The organism is Amycolatopsis sp. 505 (genome assembly GCF_031625235.1).
Taxonomy (GTDB): Bacteria; Actinomycetota; Actinomycetes; order Mycobacteriales; family Pseudonocardiaceae; genus Amycolatopsis.
Genome location: NZ_JACKQP010000003.1, coordinates 479,068 through 502,108, shown reverse-complemented (window position 1 = coordinate 502,108; position 23,041 = coordinate 479,068). Strand labels below are relative to the sequence as shown.

General features: G+C 73.7%; 21 protein-coding genes. 8 read left to right on the top strand and 13 right to left on the bottom strand.

The window, feature by feature from the left end:
- Position 1: 1 nt before the first annotated feature.
- The 6 genes from H5965_RS13815 to H5965_RS13790 are packed head-to-tail and all read right to left on the bottom strand — an operon-like array spanning position 2 to position 7,694.
- The gene (locus tag H5965_RS13815; RefSeq protein WP_310970070.1) at positions 2–841 is read right to left on the bottom strand and encodes a 3-hydroxyacyl-CoA dehydrogenase family protein; all 840 of its coding nucleotides are present in this window, start codon (positions 839–841) and stop codon (positions 2–4) included.
- Positions 838–963 (bottom strand): hypothetical protein, encoded by a 126-nt coding sequence (locus tag H5965_RS13810; protein ID WP_310970069.1) that lies wholly within the window; start codon positions 961–963, stop codon positions 838–840. The genes H5965_RS13815 and H5965_RS13810 overlap by 4 nt, the downstream gene beginning before the upstream one ends.
- Positions 960–1,160, bottom strand: a complete 201-nt coding sequence (locus H5965_RS13805) for a 3-hydroxyacyl-CoA dehydrogenase NAD-binding domain-containing protein (protein WP_310970068.1) — start codon at positions 1,158–1,160, stop codon at positions 960–962. Before H5965_RS13805 ends, H5965_RS13810 begins: the two co-directional genes overlap by 4 nt.
- Positions 1,157–4,480, bottom strand: coding sequence for a thioester reductase domain-containing protein (locus H5965_RS13800; RefSeq protein WP_310970066.1), 3,324 nt, complete (start codon positions 4,478–4,480; stop codon positions 1,157–1,159). The genes H5965_RS13805 and H5965_RS13800 overlap by 4 nt, the downstream gene beginning before the upstream one ends.
- Entirely contained in the window at positions 4,477–4,800 is a 324-nt protein-coding gene (locus tag H5965_RS13795; RefSeq protein ID WP_310970065.1) for an acyl carrier protein, read from the bottom strand. The genes H5965_RS13800 and H5965_RS13795 overlap by 4 nt, the downstream gene beginning before the upstream one ends.
- Positions 4,797–7,694 (bottom strand): condensation domain-containing protein, encoded by a 2,898-nt coding sequence (locus tag H5965_RS13790; RefSeq protein ID WP_310970064.1) that lies wholly within the window; start codon positions 7,692–7,694, stop codon positions 4,797–4,799. The genes H5965_RS13795 and H5965_RS13790 overlap by 4 nt, the downstream gene beginning before the upstream one ends.
- A gap of 202 nt (positions 7,695–7,896) precedes the next feature.
- On the opposite strand from H5965_RS13790, the gene H5965_RS13785 reads away from it, so the two are divergent.
- Both H5965_RS13785 and H5965_RS13780 read left to right on the top strand, forming a co-directional pair.
- The gene (locus H5965_RS13785) at positions 7,897–8,304 is read left to right on the top strand and encodes a RidA family protein (protein WP_086852962.1); all 408 of its coding nucleotides are present in this window, start codon (positions 7,897–7,899) and stop codon (positions 8,302–8,304) included.
- A 26-nt stretch (positions 8,305–8,330) separates the two neighbouring features.
- Entirely contained in the window at positions 8,331–9,161 is an 831-nt protein-coding gene (locus H5965_RS13780) for a class I SAM-dependent methyltransferase (RefSeq protein ID WP_310970063.1), read from the top strand.
- Between the two features lie 46 nt (positions 9,162–9,207).
- Here the strand turns inward: H5965_RS13780 and H5965_RS13775 are convergent, their stop codons facing one another.
- Together H5965_RS13775 and H5965_RS13770 are read right to left on the bottom strand one after the other, a co-directional pair.
- A complete protein-coding gene (locus H5965_RS13775) occupies positions 9,208–11,004 on the bottom strand; it encodes a non-ribosomal peptide synthetase (protein WP_310970062.1) in 1,797 nt (598 codons plus the stop codon).
- Positions 11,005–11,466: 462 nt separating this feature from the next.
- Positions 11,467–12,213, bottom strand: coding sequence for a TetR family transcriptional regulator (locus tag H5965_RS13770; RefSeq protein ID WP_310970061.1), 747 nt, complete (start codon positions 12,211–12,213; stop codon positions 11,467–11,469).
- 84 nt (positions 12,214–12,297) lie between these two features.
- Between H5965_RS13770 and H5965_RS13765 the strand changes: the two genes are divergently transcribed.
- The gene (locus H5965_RS13765; protein ID WP_310970060.1) at positions 12,298–12,744 is read left to right on the top strand and encodes a glycogen operon protein GlgX; all 447 of its coding nucleotides are present in this window, start codon (positions 12,298–12,300) and stop codon (positions 12,742–12,744) included.
- 353 nt (positions 12,745–13,097) lie between these two features.
- On the opposite strand, the gene H5965_RS13760 is transcribed toward H5965_RS13765, so the two are convergent.
- Positions 13,098–14,084 (bottom strand): helix-turn-helix domain-containing protein, encoded by a 987-nt coding sequence (locus H5965_RS13760; RefSeq protein WP_310970059.1) that lies wholly within the window; start codon positions 14,082–14,084, stop codon positions 13,098–13,100.
- A 157-nt stretch (positions 14,085–14,241) separates the two neighbouring features.
- Here H5965_RS13760 and H5965_RS13755 point away from each other — a divergent pair, with 157 nt between their 5' ends.
- From H5965_RS13755 to H5965_RS13745, 3 genes are all read left to right on the top strand, one after another.
- Positions 14,242–15,195: a VOC family protein gene (locus H5965_RS13755; protein WP_310970058.1), complete on the top strand. Its 954-nt coding sequence runs from the start codon at positions 14,242–14,244 to the stop codon at positions 15,193–15,195.
- Positions 15,196–15,344: 149 nt separating this feature from the next.
- Positions 15,345–16,523, top strand: coding sequence for an acyl-CoA dehydrogenase (locus tag H5965_RS13750; protein WP_310970057.1), 1,179 nt, complete (start codon positions 15,345–15,347; stop codon positions 16,521–16,523).
- Positions 16,520–17,176, top strand: coding sequence for a phospholipase (locus H5965_RS13745; protein WP_310970056.1), 657 nt, complete (start codon positions 16,520–16,522; stop codon positions 17,174–17,176). The genes H5965_RS13750 and H5965_RS13745 overlap by 4 nt, the downstream gene beginning before the upstream one ends.
- Positions 17,177–17,193: 17 nt before the next feature.
- On the opposite strand, the gene H5965_RS13740 is transcribed toward H5965_RS13745, so the two are convergent.
- From H5965_RS13740 to H5965_RS13730, 3 genes are all read right to left on the bottom strand, one after another.
- Positions 17,194–17,781, bottom strand: a complete 588-nt coding sequence (locus tag H5965_RS13740; RefSeq protein ID WP_310970055.1) for a DM13 domain-containing protein — start codon at positions 17,779–17,781, stop codon at positions 17,194–17,196.
- Positions 17,782–17,875: 94 nt separating this feature from the next.
- Positions 17,876–18,151 (bottom strand): zf-HC2 domain-containing protein, encoded by a 276-nt coding sequence (locus H5965_RS13735; protein WP_310970054.1) that lies wholly within the window; start codon positions 18,149–18,151, stop codon positions 17,876–17,878.
- Between the two features lie 143 nt (positions 18,152–18,294).
- The gene (locus H5965_RS13730) at positions 18,295–18,978 is read right to left on the bottom strand and encodes a sigma-70 family RNA polymerase sigma factor (RefSeq protein WP_310970053.1); all 684 of its coding nucleotides are present in this window, start codon (positions 18,976–18,978) and stop codon (positions 18,295–18,297) included.
- A 225-nt stretch (positions 18,979–19,203) separates the two neighbouring features.
- Here H5965_RS13730 and H5965_RS13725 point away from each other — a divergent pair, with 225 nt between their 5' ends.
- The gene (locus tag H5965_RS13725; protein ID WP_310970052.1) at positions 19,204–20,463 is read left to right on the top strand and encodes a peptide ligase PGM1-related protein; all 1,260 of its coding nucleotides are present in this window, start codon (positions 19,204–19,206) and stop codon (positions 20,461–20,463) included.
- A gap of 35 nt (positions 20,464–20,498) precedes the next feature.
- The gene (locus H5965_RS13720; protein WP_310970051.1) at positions 20,499–21,926 is read left to right on the top strand and encodes an MFS transporter; all 1,428 of its coding nucleotides are present in this window, start codon (positions 20,499–20,501) and stop codon (positions 21,924–21,926) included.
- 23 nt (positions 21,927–21,949) lie between these two features.
- Here the strand turns inward: H5965_RS13720 and H5965_RS13715 are convergent, their stop codons facing one another.
- Positions 21,950–23,038 carry a DNA glycosylase AlkZ-like family protein gene (locus H5965_RS13715; RefSeq protein WP_310970050.1) on the bottom strand — a complete coding sequence of 363 codons (1,089 nt, stop codon included), beginning with the start codon at positions 23,036–23,038 and terminating at the stop codon, positions 21,950–21,952.
- Positions 23,039–23,041: the final 3 nt, after the last annotated feature.

The window sequence follows — 23,041 nt, the reverse complement described above, 5'->3', positions numbered from 1 at the left end:
GTCAGTGTCGGTGGAAGCCCTGGCCGGTCTTGCGGCCGAAGTCGCCGTCGGCGACCTTGCGCAGCAGCAGCGCGCACGGTTCGTAGCCCGCGTCGCCGGTGCGTTCGTGCAGCACGCGCAGCGAGTCGACGACGTTGTCCAGGCCGATCAGGTCGGCGGTGGCCAGCGGCCCGGTCGTGTGCCCGAGGCAGCCGGTGAACGCCGCGTCCACCGCCTCGGGGGTCGCGATGCCCTCCTCGACGATCCGCGCGGCTTCGTTGATCGTCCGCTGCAGGATCCGGTTGATGACGAAGCCGGGCCCGTCGCCGACGACGACGGGTTCCCGGCCGAGCCGGTCCAGCAGGGCGGTGGCGGCGGCCATCGCCGTGTCGGTGCTGCGCGGCCCGCGGATCAGCTCGACCGCGCGGATCAGGTAGGGCGGGTTCATGAAGTGGATGCCGACGAGCCGCCCGGGGTGGGTGACCGAGGCCGCGAGCTCGTCGATCGGGATGGCGGAGGTGTTGGAGACGAGCAGCGCCCCCGGCCGCACGACGGCCGACACCTCGGCGAGCACCTTCGCCTTCAGCTCGGGCCGCTCGGTGATCGACTCGATCACGACGTCGGCCTCCGCCACCGCGGCGATGCTGTCCGTGGGGGTGACTTCCCCGGGGGTGACGTCGGTGGGCAGCTTCCCCATCAGCTGGGCCAGCCGCAGCTGGCCGCGTATGTCGGCCTCGACGGCCTCGAGGCGTGCCGGATCGACGTCGACCACCGTCACCGGCAGGCCGTGACCCGCCGCCAGCGTCGCGATCGCCGTGCCCATCACCCCGGCGCCGAGCACCGCCAGCCGTTCGCCGCTCACTTGCCCTCCCTCGCCAGTTCAGGCAGCTCCCCAGCCGGGATGTTGCCCCGCCGCCGCCCCGAATCGACCTCGACCACCGTCACCGGCAAGCCGTGGCCCGCCGCCGGCCGTTCGCCGCTCACTTGCCCTCCCTCGCTAATTCCGGCAGCTCCCGAGCCGGGACACCGCCCCGCCGCCCCCGCACCTCGGCGCCCACCGCCGCCAGCCGCCCCGAATCGACCTCGACCACCTTCACCGGCAGGCCGTGGCCCGCCGCCGGCGTCGCTATCGCCGTGCCCATCACCCCGGCGCCGAGCACCGCCAGCCGTTCGCCGCTCACTTGCCCTCCCTCGCCAGTTCCGGCAGCAGCTCGCCGAACGCTTCGTCGTGCGCGGCCAGGAAGGCCAGGCCTCGGCGCAGCTGCGCGCCGTCGATGGCCGAGCTGAGGCCTCGCCGGCGCAGCCAGGGTTGCCAAGCGCGCACCTGCACCGCGTCCTCGGCCAGCTCGTGGCCCTCGAGTTCGTACAGCGCGACCGCCGACAGCACGCGGCTGTCGCGGGCCAGCGCCTCCTTGGCCACCATCGCCCGCCAATCCGGCAACGGCATCGGGTCGGTCTCCAGGCCGGTGCCCGCCAGCAGGCCGAACAGGTCCCGGGTGCCGATCGAGCGCTCGTCGGCCAGGTGGTAGACCCGGCCCGCCGAGGCCGGGCTCAGCGCCAGCTCGGCGATCGCGCGCGCGATGACGTCGACCGGGGCGACCGGCTCGGCGCGGTCGTCCAGCGGGTGGGTACCGGTGGCCAAGCCGCTGGCGAGCATCAGCCACACCAGGTCCCGCGTGTTGCACGCGCCCGTGTCGCCGGCCGCCATGATCAGGCCCGGCCGGAACACCCGCGCCCGGATGCCGTCCTCTTCGGCCCGCTCCAGCAGCCGCTCGCCGACCCACTTGCTGATCCCGTAGCCGCCGAGGTCGGGGTGCAGCGGCTGGCGCCGCGTCTCCAGGCGGGTGCCGTCGGTCCCGCTCGCCGGAGCGGTCGCGGCCAGCGTCGAGACCAGGCTGAAGTCGCGGATGCCGTGGCGGCGCACCCAGTTCAGCAGGTCCACCAGCGGCAGGACGTTGTCCTCGCGCAGCACCCGGTACGGCTCGGTGAACACCACCCGGGCCGCGCAGTGCACGACGTGCCCGATCCGGTCCGGCAGCACGCCGTCGGCCAGCGCGTCCGCGGTCTCGCCGAAGGTGCGCAGGTCCGCGGGCACGGCGACGGCTCGGTCCGGATCGGGCGCGGGCAGCGCCACCGCGGCGGCCGCCTCCCGCAGCCGGGCCGCCGCCTCCGCCGGGTCCGCGGCCCGCACCAGGCAGTACACCCGGCCCGGCGTCGTCTTCAGCAGCTCGTGCAGCAGGAACGCGCCGAGGTAGCCGGTGGCGCCGGTGAGCAGGACGTCCCGGCCCGGCGCCCGCCGCCGCGACATCGGGGCGAGCGGCAGCTTCAGGTCGGCGTCGACCAGTACGCCGTGGTCGTCCACTTCGGACGGCTCGGCGGTGCCGTCCGCCAGCTGCGCGCGCACGATCCCGGCCAGCCGCCGCACGGTGGCCCGGCTGCCGCCCGCGCGGTGGACGTTGACCAGCACGCCGTGCCGCTGCTGCAGCCGCAGCGCCATCTGCACCGACAGCAGCGACGTCCCGCCCAGCGCGCCGAACTCCTCGTCGACACCGACGGTCTCGCGCTCGAACAGTTCACCCCACAGGGCGGCGATGTCGTCCTCCAGCGACCCCGTCGCCGCCGCCGCCGGCGGCTCGGCCGGGCGGGCGGGCGCGAACACGTCCAGCCGGTCCAGCGGCCAGAACCGCTTGCGCTGGAAGGGGTACGTCGGCAGCGGGACCCGGCGGCCGGTCTCGCCCGCGGCGGCCGCCCAGTCGACGTCGACGCCGTTCAGCCACGCCGTGGTCAGCAGCTCGTCGAGCCCGCCCGGCCCGTCGGCGAAGATCCGGTGGATCCCGTCCGCCGCCCCGGGGTCCACAGTGGACACGGTGGTGTCCGGAGGGAGGGCGGCGAGCAGGCCGGCGGGCGGCTGCGTCCCGACGACGACCGCGCGGCGCGGCGCCGGGCGGGCGGTGGCGGCCAGCGGGGGCCGGGGCAGCCGCAGGGCCGCGGCGAGCCGGCCGGGCGGGGCCGTCACGACCCGCCGTTCGCCGAACGCGGCCCGGCCGACCCGCAGCGTGTGCGCGATGTCGCCGATCGGGGCGCCCGGCGTGTCGAGCTCATCGGCGAGCTGCCGCGACAACGCGTCCAGCTCGGCCCGCGTGCGCGCGGAGAGCACGAGCCGGACCGTGTCGCCCGCCTCCGCCGGAGGACGTGCCGGCTCCGGCGGCGCGGCGAGCACCGCGACCGCGTTGGTCCCGCCCACGCCCATCGAGTTCACCAGGACGTGCCGGTCGGCGGCCGGGTCGGCGACCCGCTCGGTCGGCACGTGGAACGGGCTCGCGGCCAGCTCGGCCGGGTCCCGCGGGGAGTCGAACGCCGGGTGCGGCGGCAGGACGCCGGTGCGGGCGACGTGCACGGCCTTGATGAACCCGGCGATGCCCGCCGCCGGGCCGAGGTGCCCGATGTTCGCCATCACCGAGCCGAGCCCGCAGTAGCCGGTGTCCGCAGTGCTCAGCCGGAACGCCTTGGCCAGCGCCAGCAGCTCGACGTGGTCCCCCAGCGGGGTGCCGGTGCCGTGCGCCTCGACGTAGCGGACGAGCCCGGCCGGGACGCCGGAGACCCGCAGGGCGGCCGCCACGACGTCCGCGACGCCGTCCAGGTTGGGCGCCACGTACCCGAGGCGATCGCCGCCGTCGTTGCCGACCGCGGTGCCGCGCAGCACCGCCAGCACGGGATCACCGTCGGCGAGCGCGTCGGCCAGCCGCCGCAGCACGACCACGCCGACGCCCGAGCCGTACGTCGTCCCGCTCGACTTCGCGTCGAAGGACCGCACGTACCCGTCTTCCGACACCCACCCGCCCGGAGCCGGCTGGTAGCCGAGCAGCGGGTCGAGCACCGTCGCCCCGCCCGCGAGCACCAGGTCGCACTCGCCGGACAGCAGGCTGAGCGTGCCGTAGTGCACCGCCGTCAGCGACGACGAGCACCCGGTCTGCACGCTCACCGAAGGCCCGCGCAGGCCCAGTTTGTAGGCGGCGCGGGAGGTCATGAAGTCCGCCTGGCCGCCCAGGGTCAGGTCCAGGTCGCCGACCGCGGCGGCGAGGCCTTCGTCGCGGACGCGCGCCGCGAACACCGCGGCCGAGTAGTTGCCGGCCGCGCTGCTGGCGAAGACCCCGGTGACCGGCCCGTCCGGGCGCGGCGGGTGTCCCGCCGACTCCAGGGCCTCCCAGCAGGCTTCGAGGAAGATCCGCTGCTGCGGGTCGATGGCGTCGACCTCGCGGGCCTTGTAGCCGAAGAACTCGGCGGCGAAGTCGGCCACGCCCGGCAGCGACGCGCCGACCCGGACGAACCCGGGCGTTTCGAGGGCCGCTTCGGAGTGCCCGGCCGCGCGCAGCTGCTCGTCGCTCAGTTCGCGCATCGAGACGACACCGCGCTCGATGTTGCGCCAGTACTGCGCGGGCGTCCAGGCATCGGGGAACCGGCAGCCGACGCCGATGACGGCGATATCGGTCGGAGAACTCATGCCCGCCCACCGGCTCGGCCGAGCAGGGCACCACGCGCGGCCGGGCCCGCCGGGGCGGCCACCCGGTCTTCGGTGCCGGCGAGGAACGCCGCCTGCGCGCGGATCGTCGAGTGCCGGAACAGGTCCGACACCCGCAGCTGCCGGTCGGTCAGCTCGCGCAGGTCCTCCCAGAGCATCACGAGCAGCAGCGACGAGCCGCCCGCGTCGAGGAAGTTGCGGTCGAGCGGCAGCGCCGCCGGGTCGGCGAGGTCCAGGATCTCCGCCCACACCGCGCGGACCCGCTCCTCGAGTTCGGTGCCGGTTCCTTCGCTGGTCGTCACATTTCCTCCAGTGGCCGGGCCGACGGACCGGTGCTGAGGTCCTCGGCGGCGGTGACTATCGCGGCGAGCAGGGTTTCGGCCGTGCCGCGGTCGAACAGGGCGGTCAGCCCGGCGAGCTCGAAGGCCAGGTCGCCCGCGTCGTCGACGACGGTGAGCTCGAGCTCGTACTTGATGTGCAGGGGTTCCAGGGGCCGCAGCCGGCCGGGCGGCGGGGTGTCGCGCACGGTCAGGTACACCGGGGTCACCGGCGGCCGGCTGGTGTCGCGGTCGGGGTCGAGCGCCGCGGCGACGGCGTCGAAGCGCGCCAGCGACGTGCCGAACGCGGCCTGGCCCGCCGCGCGGACGCGGCTCAGCAGCTCGGTCCACGACGGGCCGTCCCGCAGGTCGACGCGCAGCAGCAGGGTGTCGACGAACATCCCGGCCACCTCTTCGTCCCGGGCCGAGCGGGTCGACCACGGGAAGGCGAAGAGGAAGTCGCGCTGGGAGCCGGTGCGGGCGAGGGCGACGCCGAGCAGCGCCGCGCCGAGCAGGAACGGCGTGCACCCGGCGGCGGTCGCGGCCGCGCGCAGGGCGGTGGCCCGCTCGGGACCGAGCGACGCGCGCACCACCAGCGCTTCGGTGCTCTGCTCGGGCGGCCGGGGCCGGTCGTGGGGCAACTCGACGTCCACCGGTGCCCCGGCCAGCCGCGCGATGACGGCTTCGGTGTCCTGGTCGGCTCCCGCTTCCTCGGCGGGGGACGGCGGGGTGGCCGGGGCGAGCGGCTCGCCGCGGCCCAGCGCCGCGATCTGCCGCAGCACCAGGTCCATCGACGGCCCGTCGCAGGCGATGTGGTGGGCCACGACGACCAGCAGCACGCCGTCGCGGTGGCGGACGACCTCGGCCCGCGCGAGCGGTCCCGCGGCGAGGTCGAACCCGCGCCAGCAGGCCTCGGCGAGGTGGGCCGCCAGCCGGGCCGCGTCCCACGCCCGCGCGTCGGTCACGGTCACCGGCGGCACCGCGTCGCCGGCCCGGACCACGACCCGGCGGCGCTTGCGGTCCAGCCGGAAGGCCGAGCGGAACGCGTCGTGGCGGGCCAGCACCTCGGCGGTGTCGTCCCGCAGCCTGCCCGGGTCGGTGCCCGCGGGCAGCTCGAGGACGGCGGGCACGACGTAGGCCTGCCGCAGCCACGGCAGCCGGTCCAGCGACCAGAACCGCTGCTGTGCCGCGGTCGCCGGGCGCTCCGGCCCGGGATCGGCCGGGGCCGGCGCCGCCGCGGCGGGGGCCGGTTCGGCGAGCAGGGCCGCCAGCCCGGCCACCGTCGGGTCGGCCAGGAACCGCCGGGCGGAGAGGGCCACGCCGGTCTCCTCCTCGATCCTGCGGAGCATGCGCACGACGAGCAGCGAATGCCCGCCCAGGGCGAAGAAGTCCGCCCGGGGCCCGAGCTGCCCCGCTTCCGCCCCCAGCTCGCCCAGCGCGGCTGCGAACAGCTCCGCGGCGCGGTGCTGCGTGCCGGACAACGCCGTGGTGGCAGGCGCTTCCGCCCGGACGGGCTCTTCGGCGGGCGGCTCCGCGGCGAACCGCGAGAGGTCGGCGGCGGGGTCGGCGAGGACCAGCGCCAGGATGTCCACATAGGACTCAAGCAGCGCGGCCGCGACCTCGGCGGGGTACCGGCCGGTGTCGTGCTCCAGGCTCACCCGGGCCTCGTCGCCGCGCGGCTCGACGGTGAGCAGGAGGTCGAACTTGGCCGTGCCGGTCGGCAGGATCTCCGGCTGGTCCCAGCGCACCGGGACGTCCGCGGCCGGCCGGGGGAAGTTCTGCAGCGCGAAGGCAACGTCGACGAGCTCGGTCCGGGCGGCCGCGGTGAGCCGGTCGAACGGGATGCGCTGGTGGGTCAGCGCCCGGTAGGCCTCGCCGCGCACCCGGCGGCACAGTTCGGTGAAGCCGGCGCCGTCCGGCACGGCGCACCGCAGCGGCACCGTGTTGACGAAGAACCCCACCAGGTCTTCGACCTCGACCGAACTCCGGTTGGCGGTGATCGCGGCGGCCAGGAACTCCGTGCGCGCCGAGCGCAGCCGCAGCAGCAACTGGAAGGCGGAGAACAGGACCACGAAGGGCGTCAACCGGTGGGCCCGCGCGTAGTCCGCCACCGACTGCCACAGCGGCGCGGGCAGGACGGCGACCTGCTCGGCACCGTCGCGGACCACCCGGCGGCCGGGCTCCTTCGGCAGGGCCCCGGCGAGGGTCAGCCCGGCCGGCACCCCGGCCAGTTCGGCCAGCCGCTGCCGGACCCGGTCCGCGGTTTCGGCCGAGCCGGCGTCCGCGGCGTCGCGGCGGGCGAACTCGGCGTACTGCTCGCCGAGCCCGGGCAGCCGCGCCGGCCGGCCGCGCACGGCGGCGTCGTAGGCCAGCGCGAGGTCGGTGCCGAGCCGGCCGAGCGACCAGCCGTCGAAGGCGATGTGGTGCAGCACGAGCAGCACCGCGTCCTCGGCGCCGTGGAAGACGGTGGCGCGCAGGACCGGGCCCGCGGCCAGGTCGAACGGCAGGGCGACCCGGTGTGAAGCGCTTTCACGGGCGTCTTCGGTCGCGACGACCTCGACGTCGACCGGGGCCGCCGGGACCACCTGCTGCACGGGATCGCCGTCCCGCAGGAGGTACCGGGTGCGCAGCACCTCGTGCCGCCGGACGACCTCGGTGAGCGCGGCCCGCAGGGCGGGCACGTCCACCCGGCCGTGCCACCGCAGGAAGACGGGGACGTTGTAGGTGGCCGCGCCCGGGGCGGCCTGGTCCATCAGCCACAGGCGGCGCTGGGCCGCCGACAGCGGCGCCTCCCCCGGGCCGGGACCGCCGTGCGGCCGATCGGCCGAAGCAATGGGCGAGGACGTCGGAATTCGACCTTGTTCGCGAATTTCGCGCAACTTTCACACCCCCTGCCGACCACCATAGGCAACCTTTTCGTAGATCATCATGTGATCTGGGTCACGACCCACCTTCGTCGGCGATTCCCTGATCATTCGCTCACCCTCGAAGCCGATCGGGTATCGTGCCGGGCGGACGTGATCGAATTGACCGGGCCTCGCCGATTAATCGGAATTCCCGGCAGGTGAACAAAGGACGAACATGCGCACCGAGCTCAGCAATCCGGCGACCGCGCCCGCCCCGGCCGGCCCCTACTCCCAGGTGGCCCGGCTGGACTTCGGCGACGGCGCGCTCCTCATCCTCTCCGGCCAGGTCGCCCTCGACGACGACAACGCCGCGATCGTCGGCGAGGGCGACGTCGCGGTGCAGGCCGAACGGACCCTGGAGGTGATCGGGGCGATCCTGAAGGCGCACGGCGCCGGGTTCGCCGACGTCGTCAACATCCGGACCTACCTCACCGACATGGCCGACCGGGCGGCGTACGCGCAGGTGCGCGCGCGGTACTTCACCGGCGACCTGCCGACCAGCACCACCGTCGCCGTGGCCGCCCTGTTCCGGCCCGAGGCGCTGATCGAGATCGAGGTCACCGCGGTCGTCCGGGGTCGCTGACCCACGTCCACGCACCAGGGGGAAAAGTGCAGCTCAACCGCTTTGTCACCGCCGAATTCCAGGCCGCCGCGGAACGCCTGCGGGTGCCGGAGATGGGCACCGAGGTGATCGCCCGGCTGCTGGCCGACCTCGTCTGCCTGCACCGGCCGAGCCGGGTGCTCGAGGTCGGCATGGGGTACACGACCCCGTTCCTGGCCGCGGCCCTGGCCGACGTGCGGGACCAGGTGGCCGCCGAGTCGGCGGCGCTCGCCGAGAAGACCAGCCGCCACCTCGCCGACCACGACGAGCTCGACGACACGTGGCTCAACGCCGCGCCGGCCCTGGTCACCCCGGAGTTCCACCTCCGGCCGTACCGGCCGTCCCTGGTCGCCGTCGACGACCTGTCGATCCCCGAGTCCTCGGCCGAACGGGTGCTCGGCGTGCTCCGGGAACTGCGGCTGGAGGACTTGGTGACGGTCGTCAACGCCGATATCCGCGACTGCGCCGACCGGCTGCCCGAGGGGTTCGCACCGATCGACTTCGCGTGGGTCGACGCCTGGGAGTGCCTGTACTTTTTCGACAATTTCTGGGAACGCATCAACCCGGACGGCGGAATCGTCCTGATGCATTATCTGCTGACCTATCCGGAGGGTGAGGCGATTGTCCGGTACATCGGCGAGTTCGCCCGCACGAATCCGGGTGAGCTGGAAGTCGTCAACCTCCTCGAATCGCAGAAACTGACCCAGAACAGCCTGACGATGATCCGCCGGACCGGCGGCACCCGAAAGCGCCGCTACGGCGGCCCGGGCGGCCGGGTGCGCTATTCGCCGGAGCTGCACGCGGCCGCCGAGGCCCACCGGGACGCCTTCCGGTCGTGATCACCCCGCCCCGGCCGCCGGATCACGGCGGCCGGAGCGGGGCCGTTCATGGGTGTTGCAGCTCGCGAACCCGCGTGGCGAGCTCGCCGAACGACTCCGCCAGCAGGACGTCCGCCGGTTCCAGCACGATCCCCAGGCCGCTGCGCACCCGGGAGGCCACCTGCATGGCCAGGATGGAATTCCCGCCGAGGTCGAGGAAGTTCGCATCGGCCGGGGTGCCGGTCACGCCCAGCACCTCGCGCCACGCCCGCTCCAGCACATCCCCCGCCGGCTCACCGGACGACCGCGGCGGCTCGCCAGACGGCCGACCCAGCACGCCGGCCGCCGACCCTGCAGCCGGCCCGGGCGGCGCAACCGGAGAGCCGGGCGGCCGATCCAGCGACGCGAGCAGGGCCGCGCGGTCGGCTTTCCCGGTAGCTCCCAGCGGAACCTCGTCGAGCACGATCCAGCGGGCAGGCACCATGTAGGCCGGAAGCACCCGGCCGAGCGCGGCCGACAGCTCCGCCGGACCGGGGCCACCACCCGCCGCCGGCAGCACGAACCCCGCCAGCCACGCCGACGGGCCATCGCCGACCTTCTCCACGAACACCGCCGCCACCCCGTCGACGGCCGCCGCGGCCTTTTCGATCTCCTCCAGCTCGATCCGGTACCCGCGCAGCTTCACCTGGCGGTCGCGCCGCCCGACCAGTTCCAGCGCGCCACCGGGCAATTCGCGCACCAGGTCTCCCGTGCGGTAGCTCGGCGCGCCCGTCTCGTCGGACACGAACCGTTCCGCGGTCAGGTCCGGCCGCCCGAGGTAGCCGAGCGCGACACCGGCGCCGCCGACGAGCAGCTCGCCGGTCTCCCCGGCCGCGACCGGCTCGCCGTCTTCGCCGACGACCGCGAGGGTGGTTTCCTGCAGCGCGAACCCGATCGGGATGCGGTCCAGCCCGGCCAGGGACTCCGGTGTGCAGTCGAAGAAGGTGGCGAAGGTCGTCGTCTCGGTCGGCCCGTAGCCGTTGACCAGCCGGCCGGGCGCGCCGTGGGCGAGCACCTCGCGCACCGCGCCGAGGTCGAGCTGTTCGCCGCCGACCACCAGCGTGTCCAGGAACCCGAAGGCGGCGGGGTGTTCCCGCGCCGCCGCGTGGAACAACGACGTCGTCAGGAAAGCCGCGGACACCCGGGCGTCCCGGGCCAGCCGCGCCCACTCCGGCGGCGGCAGCTCGGCCACGGTCGGCAGCACGACCACGGTGGCGCCGTTGCCGAGGGTGTTCCACAGCTCGAACGTGGTGGCGTCGAAGGCCGGGTTGGCCGTGTTCGCGACGCGGTCCCCGGGGCCGAGCGTGCAGAACCGCGCCCCGGTCGCGAGCCGGCGGACGGCGCGGTGCGGGACCAGCACCCCCTTGGGCGTCCCGGTGGACCCGGACGTGGAACAGACGTAGGCGACGTCTTCCCCGGTCAGCTCGACCTCCGGTGCCGCCGGGCCGCCACCGGCGTCCGGGACCGGCAGCGACGGCAGGTTCGCGGCGGGCGGGCCGGCCACGACCCGCGCGCCGGCGTCCCCGAGGATCGTCGCGACCCGGCCGGGCGGGGCCTGGGGGTCGACCGGCAGGTAGGCGGCGCCGGCCCGGAGGATGCCGAGCACGGCCACCACGAGCTCCGGGGACCGCGGCACGGTGACGCCGACGACGTCGCCGCGCCCGACACCGGCGGCCGCCAGCTCGCCGGCGAACCGGCCCGAACGCCGCCACAGCTCGGCGTAGGTCAGGCTCGCGCCGGTGCGCGCGTCGGCGACCGCTTCGGCCTCCGGTGTGCGGCTCACCCACTGCCCGACGAGCGCCGGTACCGTTCCGGCTTGCTGCACTGTCGCTCCTCCCACGCCGGGGAACGGGATCAGCTCCGGAAGCCGCGCTGGTGAAGGGAAAGCGCCACGCGAGCCGAGCGTCCGTGCGCGCTTGCGGCAGACTGCGGGCGCGACCCTGCGCCGACGGCGCCGTGCACCGTGTCTGCGATTCCCCCGAGCGAGCCCCCAGAAGTTCCCCGGCACCAACGGTCGAATCCGATGCCAGTTGGTGAAAACCATACCGAGCACCGAAGGGATGCCAACCCGCCAATCAGGTGACTGGTCACGGTAGTGTCACGCACGCGCGGTCACTGTCCACATCGGACGATCAAGAAGCACTGCGAGGAAACAGAATGCGCGTTTGACGACGTGACGAACACCGGCAGCCAAGGCCGATCGCCTTCACCGCCACCGCCTCGCCCGGGTGGCTGTTGCCGGACTCGCCGTGAGCCTGTCCGGACGTGGCACTGAGTGCCATCCAGGTCAAGAAACGGGCCGCTCGCCACCGAGCGCGGCCCGGACTTCGGCGAGCACCTGCTGCAGCGGAGTCGCCGTGGTCAGCACGGCGACCACCGTGGCGGCGTCGCCGCCCTCGGTGCCGGCCCGCGCTCGGAAAGCGTCGGCGACCAGCGCGAACGCCTCGGCCGCGTCGGCCTGGATGTCGCCCTTCCCGCCACTGCGCAGCCAGCGCCGGAGGACGTGGTTGTTGGCGGCGGCGATCGCCGCGGCGAGCACGGCCGCACGCAGGCTGGCCGCCTCGTCGCCCTGGTCCTCGAACCGTGCCTGCAGGTACCGCGTGAGCACGCGCTGGTAGCGATCGACCGTCGCGACCTCCTTGTCGCGCAGGGAAGGCACGGCGCGGGTCAAGGCGAAGCGCTTGAGCGAGACGTCGAGGTCGTCGGCGTAGGCGTCCAGGACCAGGCCGACCGCGGCACACGCCACTTCGACCGGATCGCGCCCCGGGTCCGCGGCCGCGAACACCTCTTCCATCTCGGCCACGATCTCGTCGTGGTTGGCGAAGAGCACGTCGTCCTTGGTTTCGAAGTACCGGAAGAACGTCCGGCGGCCGATGCCGGCCGCGGCCGCGATGTCGTCCACCGTGGTGGCCTCGTAGCCGTTCGCCGCGAACAGGTCCACGGCCGCCGCGGCGAGCGCGCGCCGCAGCCGCCGCCGGCCCGCGGGGGTGGCGCCGGCCCGGGTGGCGGGCGCGCGGTGCGGTGCGTCGGTCATGACGGGAAAAGTAGCAGCCCGGCTTGCTAGTGGCACTCAGTGCCGCTAACCTGGCATCCTCACCCCGAGCGGAAGGCGCCGAAGATGTCGCTCGACCAGGATCTGCAGCCGGTCTCGCCCCGCGACCGGGCCGACGCGGTGTACCGGCGGCTCTTCGGCTGGTCGGTGCAGTGGCGCGGGAGCCAGCCGTTCCTGTCGCTGGAGAACGGCATCTGCGCCGCGACGCTGCCGAAGCTGAGTGCCGCCCCGGTCCTGGCGCGGCTCGCCGCCAACGGCTGCCAGGGCCCGGCCGTGGTCATGCCGACCCAGCAGGGACAACGGGTGGCGATCCTGGCGGAAACCGACGGCCTCATCCCGCCGCAGTTCGAACTCCCCCGGGCCGTCGAGGTGCTCGCGTGGGGCACGCTGCTCCCCCTGCCCCTCGACCCCCGGCGCGGCACGCCGGGCGCGGAGTGGCTGGTCGCCCCGGATCCGCAGCGCCGGTGGCTCCCGAGCCTGGACGCCGTGCTCGCCGGCCTCCACCGGCAGTAACACGCCAGGCGCTCAAGGAACGCTCAAGCCTCGGCAGACCATCGGGAACCGCCGAGCGGCCCACCGGCAAGCACCGCGGGGCGGAACTCCGCGTGCGCCACCCGCTCAAGCCTCGGCGCATCCCCAACAAACGCCGGACGGCCGCCACCGGAACCCCGCGGTCGCCACCCGCTCAAACCACGGCAGACCCTCACGAAACGCCGAGCGGACCACCCGCAAACACCTCGGGCGGGAACTCCGCGGGCGCCACCCGCTGAAACCACGGCCGGCTCGCAGGAAACGCCGAGCGGACCAAGCACAAGCACCGCCACCGGAACCCCGCGAGCACCACCCCGCTCAACCACCCCACGCCCTCACGAAACGCCAAGCGGACCACCCTCAAGCACCCGCCGCCGGAACTCTGCGGGCGCCAAGCCGTTCGCCCGCTTGAAAACCGACCCGAAGTGCGATGCCCCGCGAAACCCCCACCGGGCACCGATCGCGGACGCCGGGACGTGCGCGAGTGCCGGGTCGGCGAGGTCGAGCCGGCAGTGTTCGATGCGGCGGTCGCGGATGCAGCGGGACACCGTGGTGCCGGTCCGCTCGAACAGGCTGTGCAGCGCCCGCGGCGAAAGGAAGTGCGCGGCGGCGATCCGGCCGGGGTCGAGACCGGGGTCGGCCAGGTGGCCGTCGATGTGGGCGAGGATCCGCTCGAGCAGCTCCTCGTGCGGGGGCCGCGCCGGCACGCGGGGCCCGAGTTCGCTGCGCAGCATCGTGCCGACGAGGGTCATCAGCGACCGGACGGCGGTGGGCCCGTGCGGCCCGAGCGCCTCCAGGTTCCGGTTGACGCTGAGCACCGTGCTCCACACCGTGTCGGTGAGGCCCGGCGCGCAGGCGAACGGCGTCGCGGTGATCTCGGCCAGCGGATCGCCCGGCCGGGACGTGATCGCGCTCTTCGGGAACCGGATGCAGGTGGAGCGGTAGCCGTCGCCCACGGTCAGGGTGGCCGGTTTGCCCGAGTCGTACAACGCGAACAGACCGGGTTTCAGCAGCGCGGCCCGGCCGTCCTGCGCGATGCGGATTTCGCCGGCGAGCTGCAGGGTGAGCACGTAAAACCCTGCGTCGGCGGGGCGGATCGTGCGGTGGTCGCGGTGGGCCGCGTGCCGTCCGGAGGCCATGTCGACGAAGCTGACGCCGTGCAGGTGCCGGTCGCGGACGCGGCCGGTGAACTGCTCCGGCCGGTCGCAATCGAACTCGATGCTCAGCACACTGCGCCGGACCGCGGCCGCCCACGACGTGAGCGTGATCGGTCGCGGTGCCAAGCCGGTGAACTGCTCGGGCAGCGATGCGAATGACGTCATCGGCGCACTCCACGGTCGGTCCCGCCCACGGTACCCAGCCTCCGCGCCGCGGACCAGTGCGCCGGCTCGACACCACCGTGCGCTCTGGCGCCACCTGCCGGCTCGCGGTGTTCCTAGAGTTCGCGTCGGCGGACGTCTCAGCGCAGAGGAGCCATCCATGACCCACGTGCAAGGTTCGCACCACGTGACGCTTTCCGTGGCGGACGCCCAGGAGGACGTCGACTTCCACGTCAAGATCCTCGGCCTGCGCTTCATCAAGCGCACCGTCCTGTTCGACGGTTCCCTGCCGATCTACCACCTCTACTACTCCAACGCCGCGGGCGACCCCTCGAGCGTCGTCACGACCTTCCCGTGGGCGCAGGCCGGGTTCTTCGGCAAGCGCGGCACCAACCAGGCCCGCGAGGTCCTGCTGTCGGTTCCGGAGCACTCGCTGGACTTCTGGCACGGCCGGCTGACCGAGCACGACGTCGAGGTCACCGACGTCGAACGGTTCGGCAAGCGCCGGCTCGCGTTCCGGCACCCCTCGGGCATCGAGTACCGGTTCGTCGGCAACAGCGGCGACGACCGGGCCGGCCACCCCGGCCACGGCGTGCCGCCGGAGCACGCGATCCACGGCATCCACGGCGTCGGGGTGCACATGGCCACGCCCGACCGCATGGTCGAATTCGCCGGCGAGTCGTTCCACGCCCAGGACGGCCTCGCCGAGGAGGGCGACGTCATCGGGCTGCAGATCGGCGACGCCAAGCACGGCAACCACCTCGAGATCACCGTCAACCGCACCGACGACCAGGGCACCTGGGGCTACGGCGCCGGCACCTACCACCACTTCGCGTGGAACGCCGCCACCCTGGAGAACCAGGACGCGCTGAAGTTCGAGATCGAAGGCCGCGGCTACACCGACATCTCCGAGCTCAAGGACCGCAAGTACTTCAAGAGCGTCTACGTCCGCACCCCGAGCGGCGCGTTGTTCGAGCTGGCCGTCACCCACGCCGACGGCGGCTGGACCTGCGACGAGTCCCCGCACGAGCTCGGCAGCCGCTTCCAGCTGCCGGAACAGTTCGAACACCGCCGCGACGAGATCCTGGGCCGGCTGGAACCGATCGACATCTGAGGGCGGCGCGCATGACCGCACCGCACGCGGCCGGCGGGCACGAGGTCACCTGCCCGATGGGCCCGCTGCCGGCCGAGCGAACTCGGACGAGACCGTGCGGCCCGTCATCGGCTGGATCCTGCCCACGCTGCCCACCGAGGAGGGACACCGTGAACCACCTGCACGTCAGCGCCGAGTTCGACGCGGTCATGGCCCGGCTCGACGCGATCACGCCGCTCATCGAGGACACCGCCGACCAGGGCGAGGTCCTCGGCCGCGTGCCCGACGAGCCCGCCAAGGCCCTGCAGGGCACCGGCGCGTTCAAGATCGGCATCCCGCGCGAACTCGGCGGCTACGAGTTCTCGCCGCGCCAGGTGATCGACACGATCGCCCGGCTGTCCTATGCGGACGCTTCGGCCGGCTGGGCGTTCATGGCCGTGCAGATGGTCACCGGCACGACGGCCGCCTACCTCGGCCCGGAGGCCGCCGCGGACCTGTACCCGGACGCCGGCCGCGGCGATCACGCGCTCATCGCCGGCCAGGGCACCAAGCTCGGCACGGCCGTCCGGGTGGACGGCGGCTACCGCATCAGCGGGCACTGGCACTTCGCGTCCGGGATCTCGATGGCGACCCACATCCACACCGCCGCGCTGTGCGCGGAGACCGGCGAACCGCTGGTCTTCACGCTGCCCAAGGAGCAGGCCACCGTCATCGACAACTGGGACGTCATGGGCCTGCGGGCGACCAGCAGCCACGACTACGTGTGCGAGGACGTGTTCGTGCCGGAGAGCCACGTGTACGGCATCGCGACCACCGACGTCCGGCACGGCGGCGCGATCTACCGGATGGGGCTGGCGAACATGGCCGGGGTCTGCCACACCGGCTGGGCGCTCGGCGTCGGACGCCGGATGCTCGACGAGCTGAAAGCGTTGGCGGCCAAGAAGACCGGCGTCCCGGGGGCGTCGGTGGACACGCAGCAGTTCTACGCCGAATACGCCCAGGCCGAGGCGAAACTGCGGGCGGCGCAGGCGTGGGCGAAGGAAGTCTGGGCGGCCAACGAAGCCACCCTGGACCGCGGCGAACCGCTGGACACCGAGCAGGAGACGCTGACGCGGTTGATGCTCAACAACACGACGTGGTCGGTGCACGCGGTGGGCCAGACGGTCTACAAATGGGCGGCGACGGCGGCCCTGCGCCACGGCGTCCTGCAGCGGTTCTTCCGCGACCTGCACGCGGGCACCCAGCACGTCACCTCCAGCCCGGTCGTGCTGCAGAACTGCGGCAAGCTCCTGAGCGGCCTGGCCCCCGGCGCGCGGTGGGTGTTCCTCGATCTGCAGGAATCGCGGTGACGGCCGGGCTCACCGAATGGGGCGCTCCGGCGGACCGGGCCGCGCTGGCCGTGCTCGCCGTGCACGGGCGCGGCCAGGATCCCGCCTTCATGCGGGCGACGGCACGTCGGCTCGGCACGGCGTCCGCGCGGTTCTTCGCGCCCGAAGCCGAGGGCAACACGTGGTATCCGCTGTCGTTCCTGGAGCCGGTCGAGCGCAACCAGCCCGCGCTCGACCGGGCGGTGCAGGTGCTGGAGTTCTCCCTCGACCGGCTCGCCGAGGCCGGTTTCGGTGGTGACCGGGTGGTGCTGTGGGGCTTTTCCCAAGGCGCCTGCCTGCTGGCGCACCTGGTGCTGAGCGCCCCGCGGCCGGTGGCCGGGCTGGTCCTGTTCACCGGCGGCTACCCCGGCACCACCCCGCCCGCGCCGGGCAGCCGGGCCCTGCGCGGGGTTCCCGTGGTGCTGCGGAGCATCGAGCACGATCCGTGGGTACCCCGGTACCGGGTCGAGGAGACAGCCGCGGTGTTGCGGCAAGCCGGAGCGGAGGTGGACCTGCGCATCGACCCGGGCACCGAGCACATCATCACCGATGAAGCCTGCGCGACGGCCACCGAGCTGCTCGACGCGGTGGCGGCGCGCGGCGCGGGAGAGCCGGGTGCGGCAAACGGTTGTTGACGGTGAACGGCTCGCGCTCAGTCCTCGGTGTACCGGCCGGCCAGTTCCGCCGCGCCGAAGGAAACGTCGAAGCGGTCGCACCAGAGGCTCACGCTGCGATAACCGGCCAAGTCCGTCCCGGCCGGCAGCGGGTAGTTCTGGTTTCCCTTGTTGCCCTTGAGCTTGCCCGCGTCGAGGTGCTTGCCGTCGTCGAAGACGGCCCAGCCGTCCTTGCCCGGCTTCACCGGCGCGTCGGTCAGCCAGACGTGCACGTCCGGGCCGCTGCTCGTCTCGAGGTTTTCCAGGCGCAGCACGAGCGATCCGTCGGCCGCACGCAGGATCCGGACGGTTCCGGCGGTCCGGTGCTCGTGGCTGATCAGCTTGCCGGTCGCGAGGTCGGCGGGTTCCGCCGGGCGAGACGGCACGGACACCGGCGGCGAGGACACCGGCGGCACGGACACCGTCGCCGGTGCGGCGGCGGGCTCGGGCAGCGCTTCCTGCACCGTTTCGTCCACCCAGAGCTGCCACGGCTGGAACCAGTACAGGCCCGCGGCGACCGCGACGAGCCCCGCCACCAGCACGCCGATGAACCAGGGCCGCCCGAATACCCGCCGGGTGCGGTTCATCTCGCTCTCCTCCACGTCGTCGGTTGCCCCTCATTCAACGGGAAGAATGGCCCGGCCCGCGCTCCGAGCACGGTTACCGATCCCTTACGGCGAACTAATTGCCGGCTTCGTCCGGGGCGTCCGCGGGCGGGTGCAGTTTGCGGAACTCGGCCAGCAGCATGCTGCGGCGTTCCGGCGCCAGCACCCCCGGCGATTCGTCGGGCAGTTCGCCGAGCGTGGTGATCGTCCGGCGGAACTGGTCGATGTAGCTTCCGCAGCCTTCGCAGATGGCGACGTGGTCGACCAGACGGCGCTCCGTGGCCGGATCGAGCTCGCCGTCGAGGAAGGCCGAGACCAGCTCGACCAGCTCCTGACATGTCATCTTCTTCATGTCGACCACCCGTTCAGACTACCTGTCCGACCTTCCTCGGCACCGCCGTGCAACCAAGAGCTACGGACATACAGTGTCGGAGGGTCGCGCAGCGTTACACCGCGCACGAGGATCGCGGTGCAGCCCCCCTCGACGACGGGCCGTCACGGTGCGATCGCGTCCGGGTCGTCGCCCGCCGGCGCGGGCGTCAGGTAGTCTTCGAGCCGCTGCCGGACCGCCGCCCTCGCCCGGTGCAGCAGAACCCGCTGGTTCGCCGCCGAAATCTCCAGCATCTCGCAGACCTCTTCGGACGTGCACCCCTCGACATCGCGCAGCGTGAGCACGATCTGCTGCCGCTCGGGCAATTCCGTCAGCGCCGACGACACTTCATTTCTGATTTCCGTCGCCATTGCTTCCTGTTCCGGCGTCGGCCACGCGGCCGGATAGGCCCACCAATCGCCGGGGTACGGATCGGTGGAACCGCGAAAACGGGACGGGTCGACCGTCGGCCCGAAGTCCTCCGCCAGGACCACACTGCTCCAGGGGACGGTACGCCTTTCTTGGGTACTACGCCGTTTGGCGGCGTTCACGAGAATCCGGAAGACCCACGTCTTCAACGATGAGCGGCCCTCGAAGTCGCCGATTCCGCGCACCACGGCCAGCCAAGTGTCCTGGACCAGCTCGTGCGCCGAATCGTTGGTGCTGACGAAGGATCGCGCCACGCGCAAGAGTTTTCCCGACCACGCGTCGAGAAGGAGCGCATACGCCGTTTCATCGCCACCCCTGAGCCGGGTGACGAGTTCGGCATCGGACGGGAGCGGTTGTGCTCCCCCAGTAAATCCTCCCACGGGCCGAGGGTAGCTCAAGACATGGGAGGGCGCAGACAATAGAGCAGCGCATTGATCAACGGAACAGAGCGTATTCGGAAACGCTCGGAACGGCGGTTGCGGCGGCGAAAACCGTGCGGCTCGTCACATCAGGTGACGGCGGGTGTGACGGCGGTGCGACTCCGCGGTCACGGCGAGTCGTGCAGGGTCGGCCCGATGGTCTTCCCTTCTACCGAGGACGCCACGATGCCTGACCTCATCGCCGTCGAGCCGGGCGGCCCGGAATGCGGCTGCGAACTGGTGGCCGTCCTCGGGGAGCAGGACCGGCTGCTGGTGCCGCACCGCTGCGGGGACGACTTCCTCGGCTACCTCGGCGACCTGCTCGGGTCGCGGCTGAGCGCCGGGAACCTGGTCGTGTCCGGGCCCGCGCTGGACGACGGCCGGGCCGCGGCCGCACTCCGCGCCGGCGACCTCGGCGCGCGACGGCTGGTCCCGTACCGCCCCGGGCGCGGCGTCCTGGCCCTCGCCGACGATCTCGGCCTCCCCCTCGCCGGGGTCGGCGGCGACACCGACGCCGCGTGCCGCCGGTTCCTCCGGTTCGGTGGCGCCGAAGCGCTCGACGGACCCGCCGGGCTGCATTTGCTGGCAAGCGCGGTCGGCGCTCCGCTCGTGCCGGGCCGGCCGGTCGCCACCGAGCACGGCCTCTGCTCGGCGGTGCGGGCGCTGCTGCCCGTCGCGGGGCGCGTGCTCGTCCGGCGGGATTCCGGCCGGGGCGAGGGGCTGGTGGTGACCGTGCACGACGAGATCCGCGACGAACGGCACCCGATCGTGCGGGTGCCCGGCGACGACTGCGACTTCGCTTTCCTCGCCGCCGAACTGTGGCCGCTGCTGAGCGACCACGGCGGCGCGGACGTGCTCGTCGAGGTGCACCGCCGGGTCCTGCGCGCCCACGTCGCGGAGTTCTGGGTGCCCGGGCCCGCCGGTCCGCCCGATCTGCTGGGCCTCGCCGAACGGCGGCCCGGCGTCGCGGGCCTCGAAGTGCCCGGCGGGAACCTGACCGCGGCCCTGCGCGCCGAGCTGACCGCGCACAGCGTGAACGTCGCGGCCGAGGCGGGGCGGCGGGGGTACGCCGGTGCGCTGCGCGTCGACTCGGTGGTGACCGGGGACGGGTGGTTCGTCAGCGGGGTGCGGGCCGGCGCCGGCCGGCACGGCCCGGTCGCGCGGCTCGCCCGGGCGCTGGCCGGGCCGGACCACACCCGGGACCGGGTCCTGCTGACCCGCGCGGGCATCAAGGTGCGCGATTTCCCGACGGCCGTCGCGGCGCTCGAGATCGCCGAGGTGGCCTACGACCGGCCGGCCCGGACCGGGGTGGCCGTCACCGTCGACGCCACGGCGTGCCGCGGCGAAATCGGCTGGCTGGTCGCCGGGCGCGACGCGGCGCACGCCGCCCGGCTGGAGCAGCGAGCGCTCGCGGCGTTGCGGATGACGTGGAGCTGTGCCGAGTGACGGTCGTGTGACGCCGCAGCGCGGAGGGTGGAACCATGGACACAGCAATCGGTACGCGCCCGGGGACGCGGTCCCCGGCCGAGCTCGGCCCGGCCGGGCTGCTGACCGTGCTGAGCGGCGCCGGCCTGTCGATCGTCGACTTCTTCATCGTCAACGTCGCCTTGCCGACCATCGACCGCACCCTGCACGCGACACCCGTCGTGCTGCAGCTGGTCGTCGCGGCCTACGGGATCGCCTACGCCACCCTGCTGGTGCTCGGCGGGCGGCTCGGCGACCACTTCGGCAGGCGGCGGCTGTTCGCCGTCGGCCTCGGCCTGTTCACCCTCACCTCGCTCGCCGGCGGCCTCGCACCGACGGCCGGCCTGCTGGTGGCGGCCCGGGCCGCGCAAGGGGCGTCGGCGGCGCTGATGGTGCCGCAGGTGCTGTCGATCATCCAGGCCACCACCGCCGGCGAGCGGCGGTCGAAGGCGCTGGGCTGGTGGGGGGCCACTTCGGGGCTGGCCATGTGCGTCGGCCAGCTGGCGGGCGGCCTCCTGGTGACGGCCGACCTCGGCGGCCTGACCTGGCGGCCCATCTTCCTGGTGAACGTGCCGATCGGGCTGGTCTGCCTGCTCGCGCTCCGGCGAACCGTGCCGGAGAGCCGCTCGGAGCGCCCGCTCGGCCTCGACCGGGCCGGCACCCCGCTGTTCGGTGCGCTGGTCCTGGCGGTCCTGGTGCCGCTGATGGCCGGCCGCGTGCTGGGCTGGCCGTGGTGGACGTGGCTGTCGCTGGGCGCCGCCCCGGTGCTCGCGGTGCTGTTCGCCCGCACGCAGCGGCGGGCCGAGCGGCAGGACGCCACCCCGCTGCTGCCGCCGTCCCTGCTCGCGCTGCCCAGCATGCGACGCGGACTGGCGCTCAGCGCCCCGTTTTTCGCCGGCTTCGGCGCTTTCCTGTTCGTGTACGCGCTGACGCTGCAGGACGGCCTCCGGTTCAGCGCCGCGGCCGCGGGCCTCGCGATTACCCCGATGGCGGTCGGGTTCCTGGTGGCCTCGCTGGTCAGCAGCAGGTTGACAGTCCACATCGGACACCGAGTGGTGACGACGGGCGCCATCGCCCAGGCAGCCGGGATCGCCGTCCTCATCGGCACGGTCCTGCTCGCCTGGCCGCACGTGCCGATCCTCGCCCTGGTCCCGGGCATGGCCCTCGCGGGCTTCGGCCAGGGCCTGACGATGACGACGATGTTCCGCGTCGTCCTGTCCCGAGTGCCGGCCACCCAGGCCGGCGCCGGGAGCGGCGTGCTGGTGACCGTGCAGCAGGTGTCGGTGGCCGCGGGCGTGGCCACGCTCGGCAGCTCGTACCTGTGGCTGGCGGAGCCCGGAGTGCTCGGCATCCGCGACGCCTTCGCGGGCGTGATGGCGGTCCAGGTCTTGGTCGCCCTGGTCATCTTCGCGGCCGGACGCAAACTCCCCGACCCACGCGGCTGACCCACCACACGCGACGGAACCCCTCACACCCCCAACGTCGCCGAGTGCAGCGAAAGCCCGAAGGTGGCCGCGAGCCGCTCCGCTTCGCGGTCGAAGCCCGCGCGGAATGCCTTGCCCTTCTCCTCCCGGACGGCGAACCGGCCCTCCACGGCCAAGCCGCCACCGGTCACCGTGCAGCAGACCCAGCCCACCGCGCGGTCGCCGGTCAGCAGCGGCAGGGCGTAATACCCGAACCTGCGGGCCGCGGCCGGTGTGTACGCCTCGAAGCGGTACGGCCAGCCCCACAGGAGCTCGAAGCGGCGGCGGTCCCAGACCACCGGGTCGAACGGGGCGAGGAACCGGACCCGCGGCGGTACCGGCGTTTCCGGGACGACCGCGCCGGCCGGCCGGGCCCACGCGCACCCGGCCACCACTTCGACGACGAGTTCCCCCGAAGCCACCAGGGCATCGACCGCCGCCGACGCGTCGATTCCGCCTCGGCGGCGCAGCTGCACCAGCGCGCTTCGCAACGTGGGCAACGGAACCGGCATCAGCAACCGCGCCAGGTACCTCGTCAGCGCGAGCGCCGGGTCGCCCGTCGAGGACACCGGTGCCGCGGGGCCGTAGAGCTTCACGCCGTTGCGGCGCCCGGCGACCCGGACCAGCCAGTGCCGGTGCAGCTCGTCGAGCGCGTGGGTGGTGGCCGTCGACGTCCCGCCCCAGAGGTTCTCCACGCGCGCGTCGCCCAGGCGGGCCGCGACCTCCCGAGGGTGGACGACCCCCGTCTCGCCGACCAGCGCCAGGACGTCCGCGGCCACGCCCGAGGGCCGGTACGCGAACTCCGGGCGGCCGCGGGGGTCGGCCAGCGCCCGCAGCCGCGGGGTCATCGCGCCGTAGACGTGCAAGTAGCCCTCGTCCAGGCCGAGCCGGTCGTACGCCCGCTCGAGACCGCCCTCGCGGTAGCCGCGCACCCGGTGGCGCAGGATCAGGTCCTGGGCGCGGCCCGGGCGGCGGATCGGGTCGTACTGCACGAACTCCAGCGCCTCGACGGCAGCGGTCAGCGCACCCGGGTCACCCAGGGTCGCGTGCACCGCCGCCGCCCGCAGGCGCCGGAGCCGGCCGGTTTCACTCATGGG

Bases quoted from the DNA above. Each gene is read 5' to 3' on its own strand.
- H5965_RS13800 (WP_310970066.1), bottom strand. From the start codon at position 4,480: ATGAGTTCTCCGACCGATATCGCCGTCATCGGCGTCGGCTGCCGGTTC.
- H5965_RS13785 (WP_086852962.1), top strand. From the start codon at position 7,897: ATGCGCACCGAGCTCAGCAATCCGGCGACCGCGCCCGCCCCGGCCGGC.
- H5965_RS13770 (WP_310970061.1), bottom strand. From the start codon at position 12,213: ATGACCGACGCACCGCACCGCGCGCCCGCCACCCGGGCCGGCGCCACC.
- H5965_RS13765 (WP_310970060.1), top strand. From the start codon at position 12,298: ATGTCGCTCGACCAGGATCTGCAGCCGGTCTCGCCCCGCGACCGGGCC.
- H5965_RS13760 (WP_310970059.1), bottom strand. From the start codon at position 14,084: ATGACGTCATTCGCATCGCTGCCCGAGCAGTTCACCGGCTTGGCACCG.
- H5965_RS13755 (WP_310970058.1), top strand. From the start codon at position 14,242: ATGACCCACGTGCAAGGTTCGCACCACGTGACGCTTTCCGTGGCGGAC.
- H5965_RS13740 (WP_310970055.1), bottom strand. From the start codon at position 17,781: ATGAACCGCACCCGGCGGGTATTCGGGCGGCCCTGGTTCATCGGCGTG.
- H5965_RS13735 (WP_310970054.1), bottom strand. From the start codon at position 18,151: ATGAAGAAGATGACATGTCAGGAGCTGGTCGAGCTGGTCTCGGCCTTC.
- H5965_RS13725 (WP_310970052.1), top strand. From the start codon at position 19,204: ATGCCTGACCTCATCGCCGTCGAGCCGGGCGGCCCGGAATGCGGCTGC.
- H5965_RS13720 (WP_310970051.1), top strand. From the start codon at position 20,499: ATGGACACAGCAATCGGTACGCGCCCGGGGACGCGGTCCCCGGCCGAG.
- H5965_RS13715 (WP_310970050.1), bottom strand. From the start codon at position 23,038: ATGAGTGAAACCGGCCGGCTCCGGCGCCTGCGGGCGGCGGCGGTGCAC.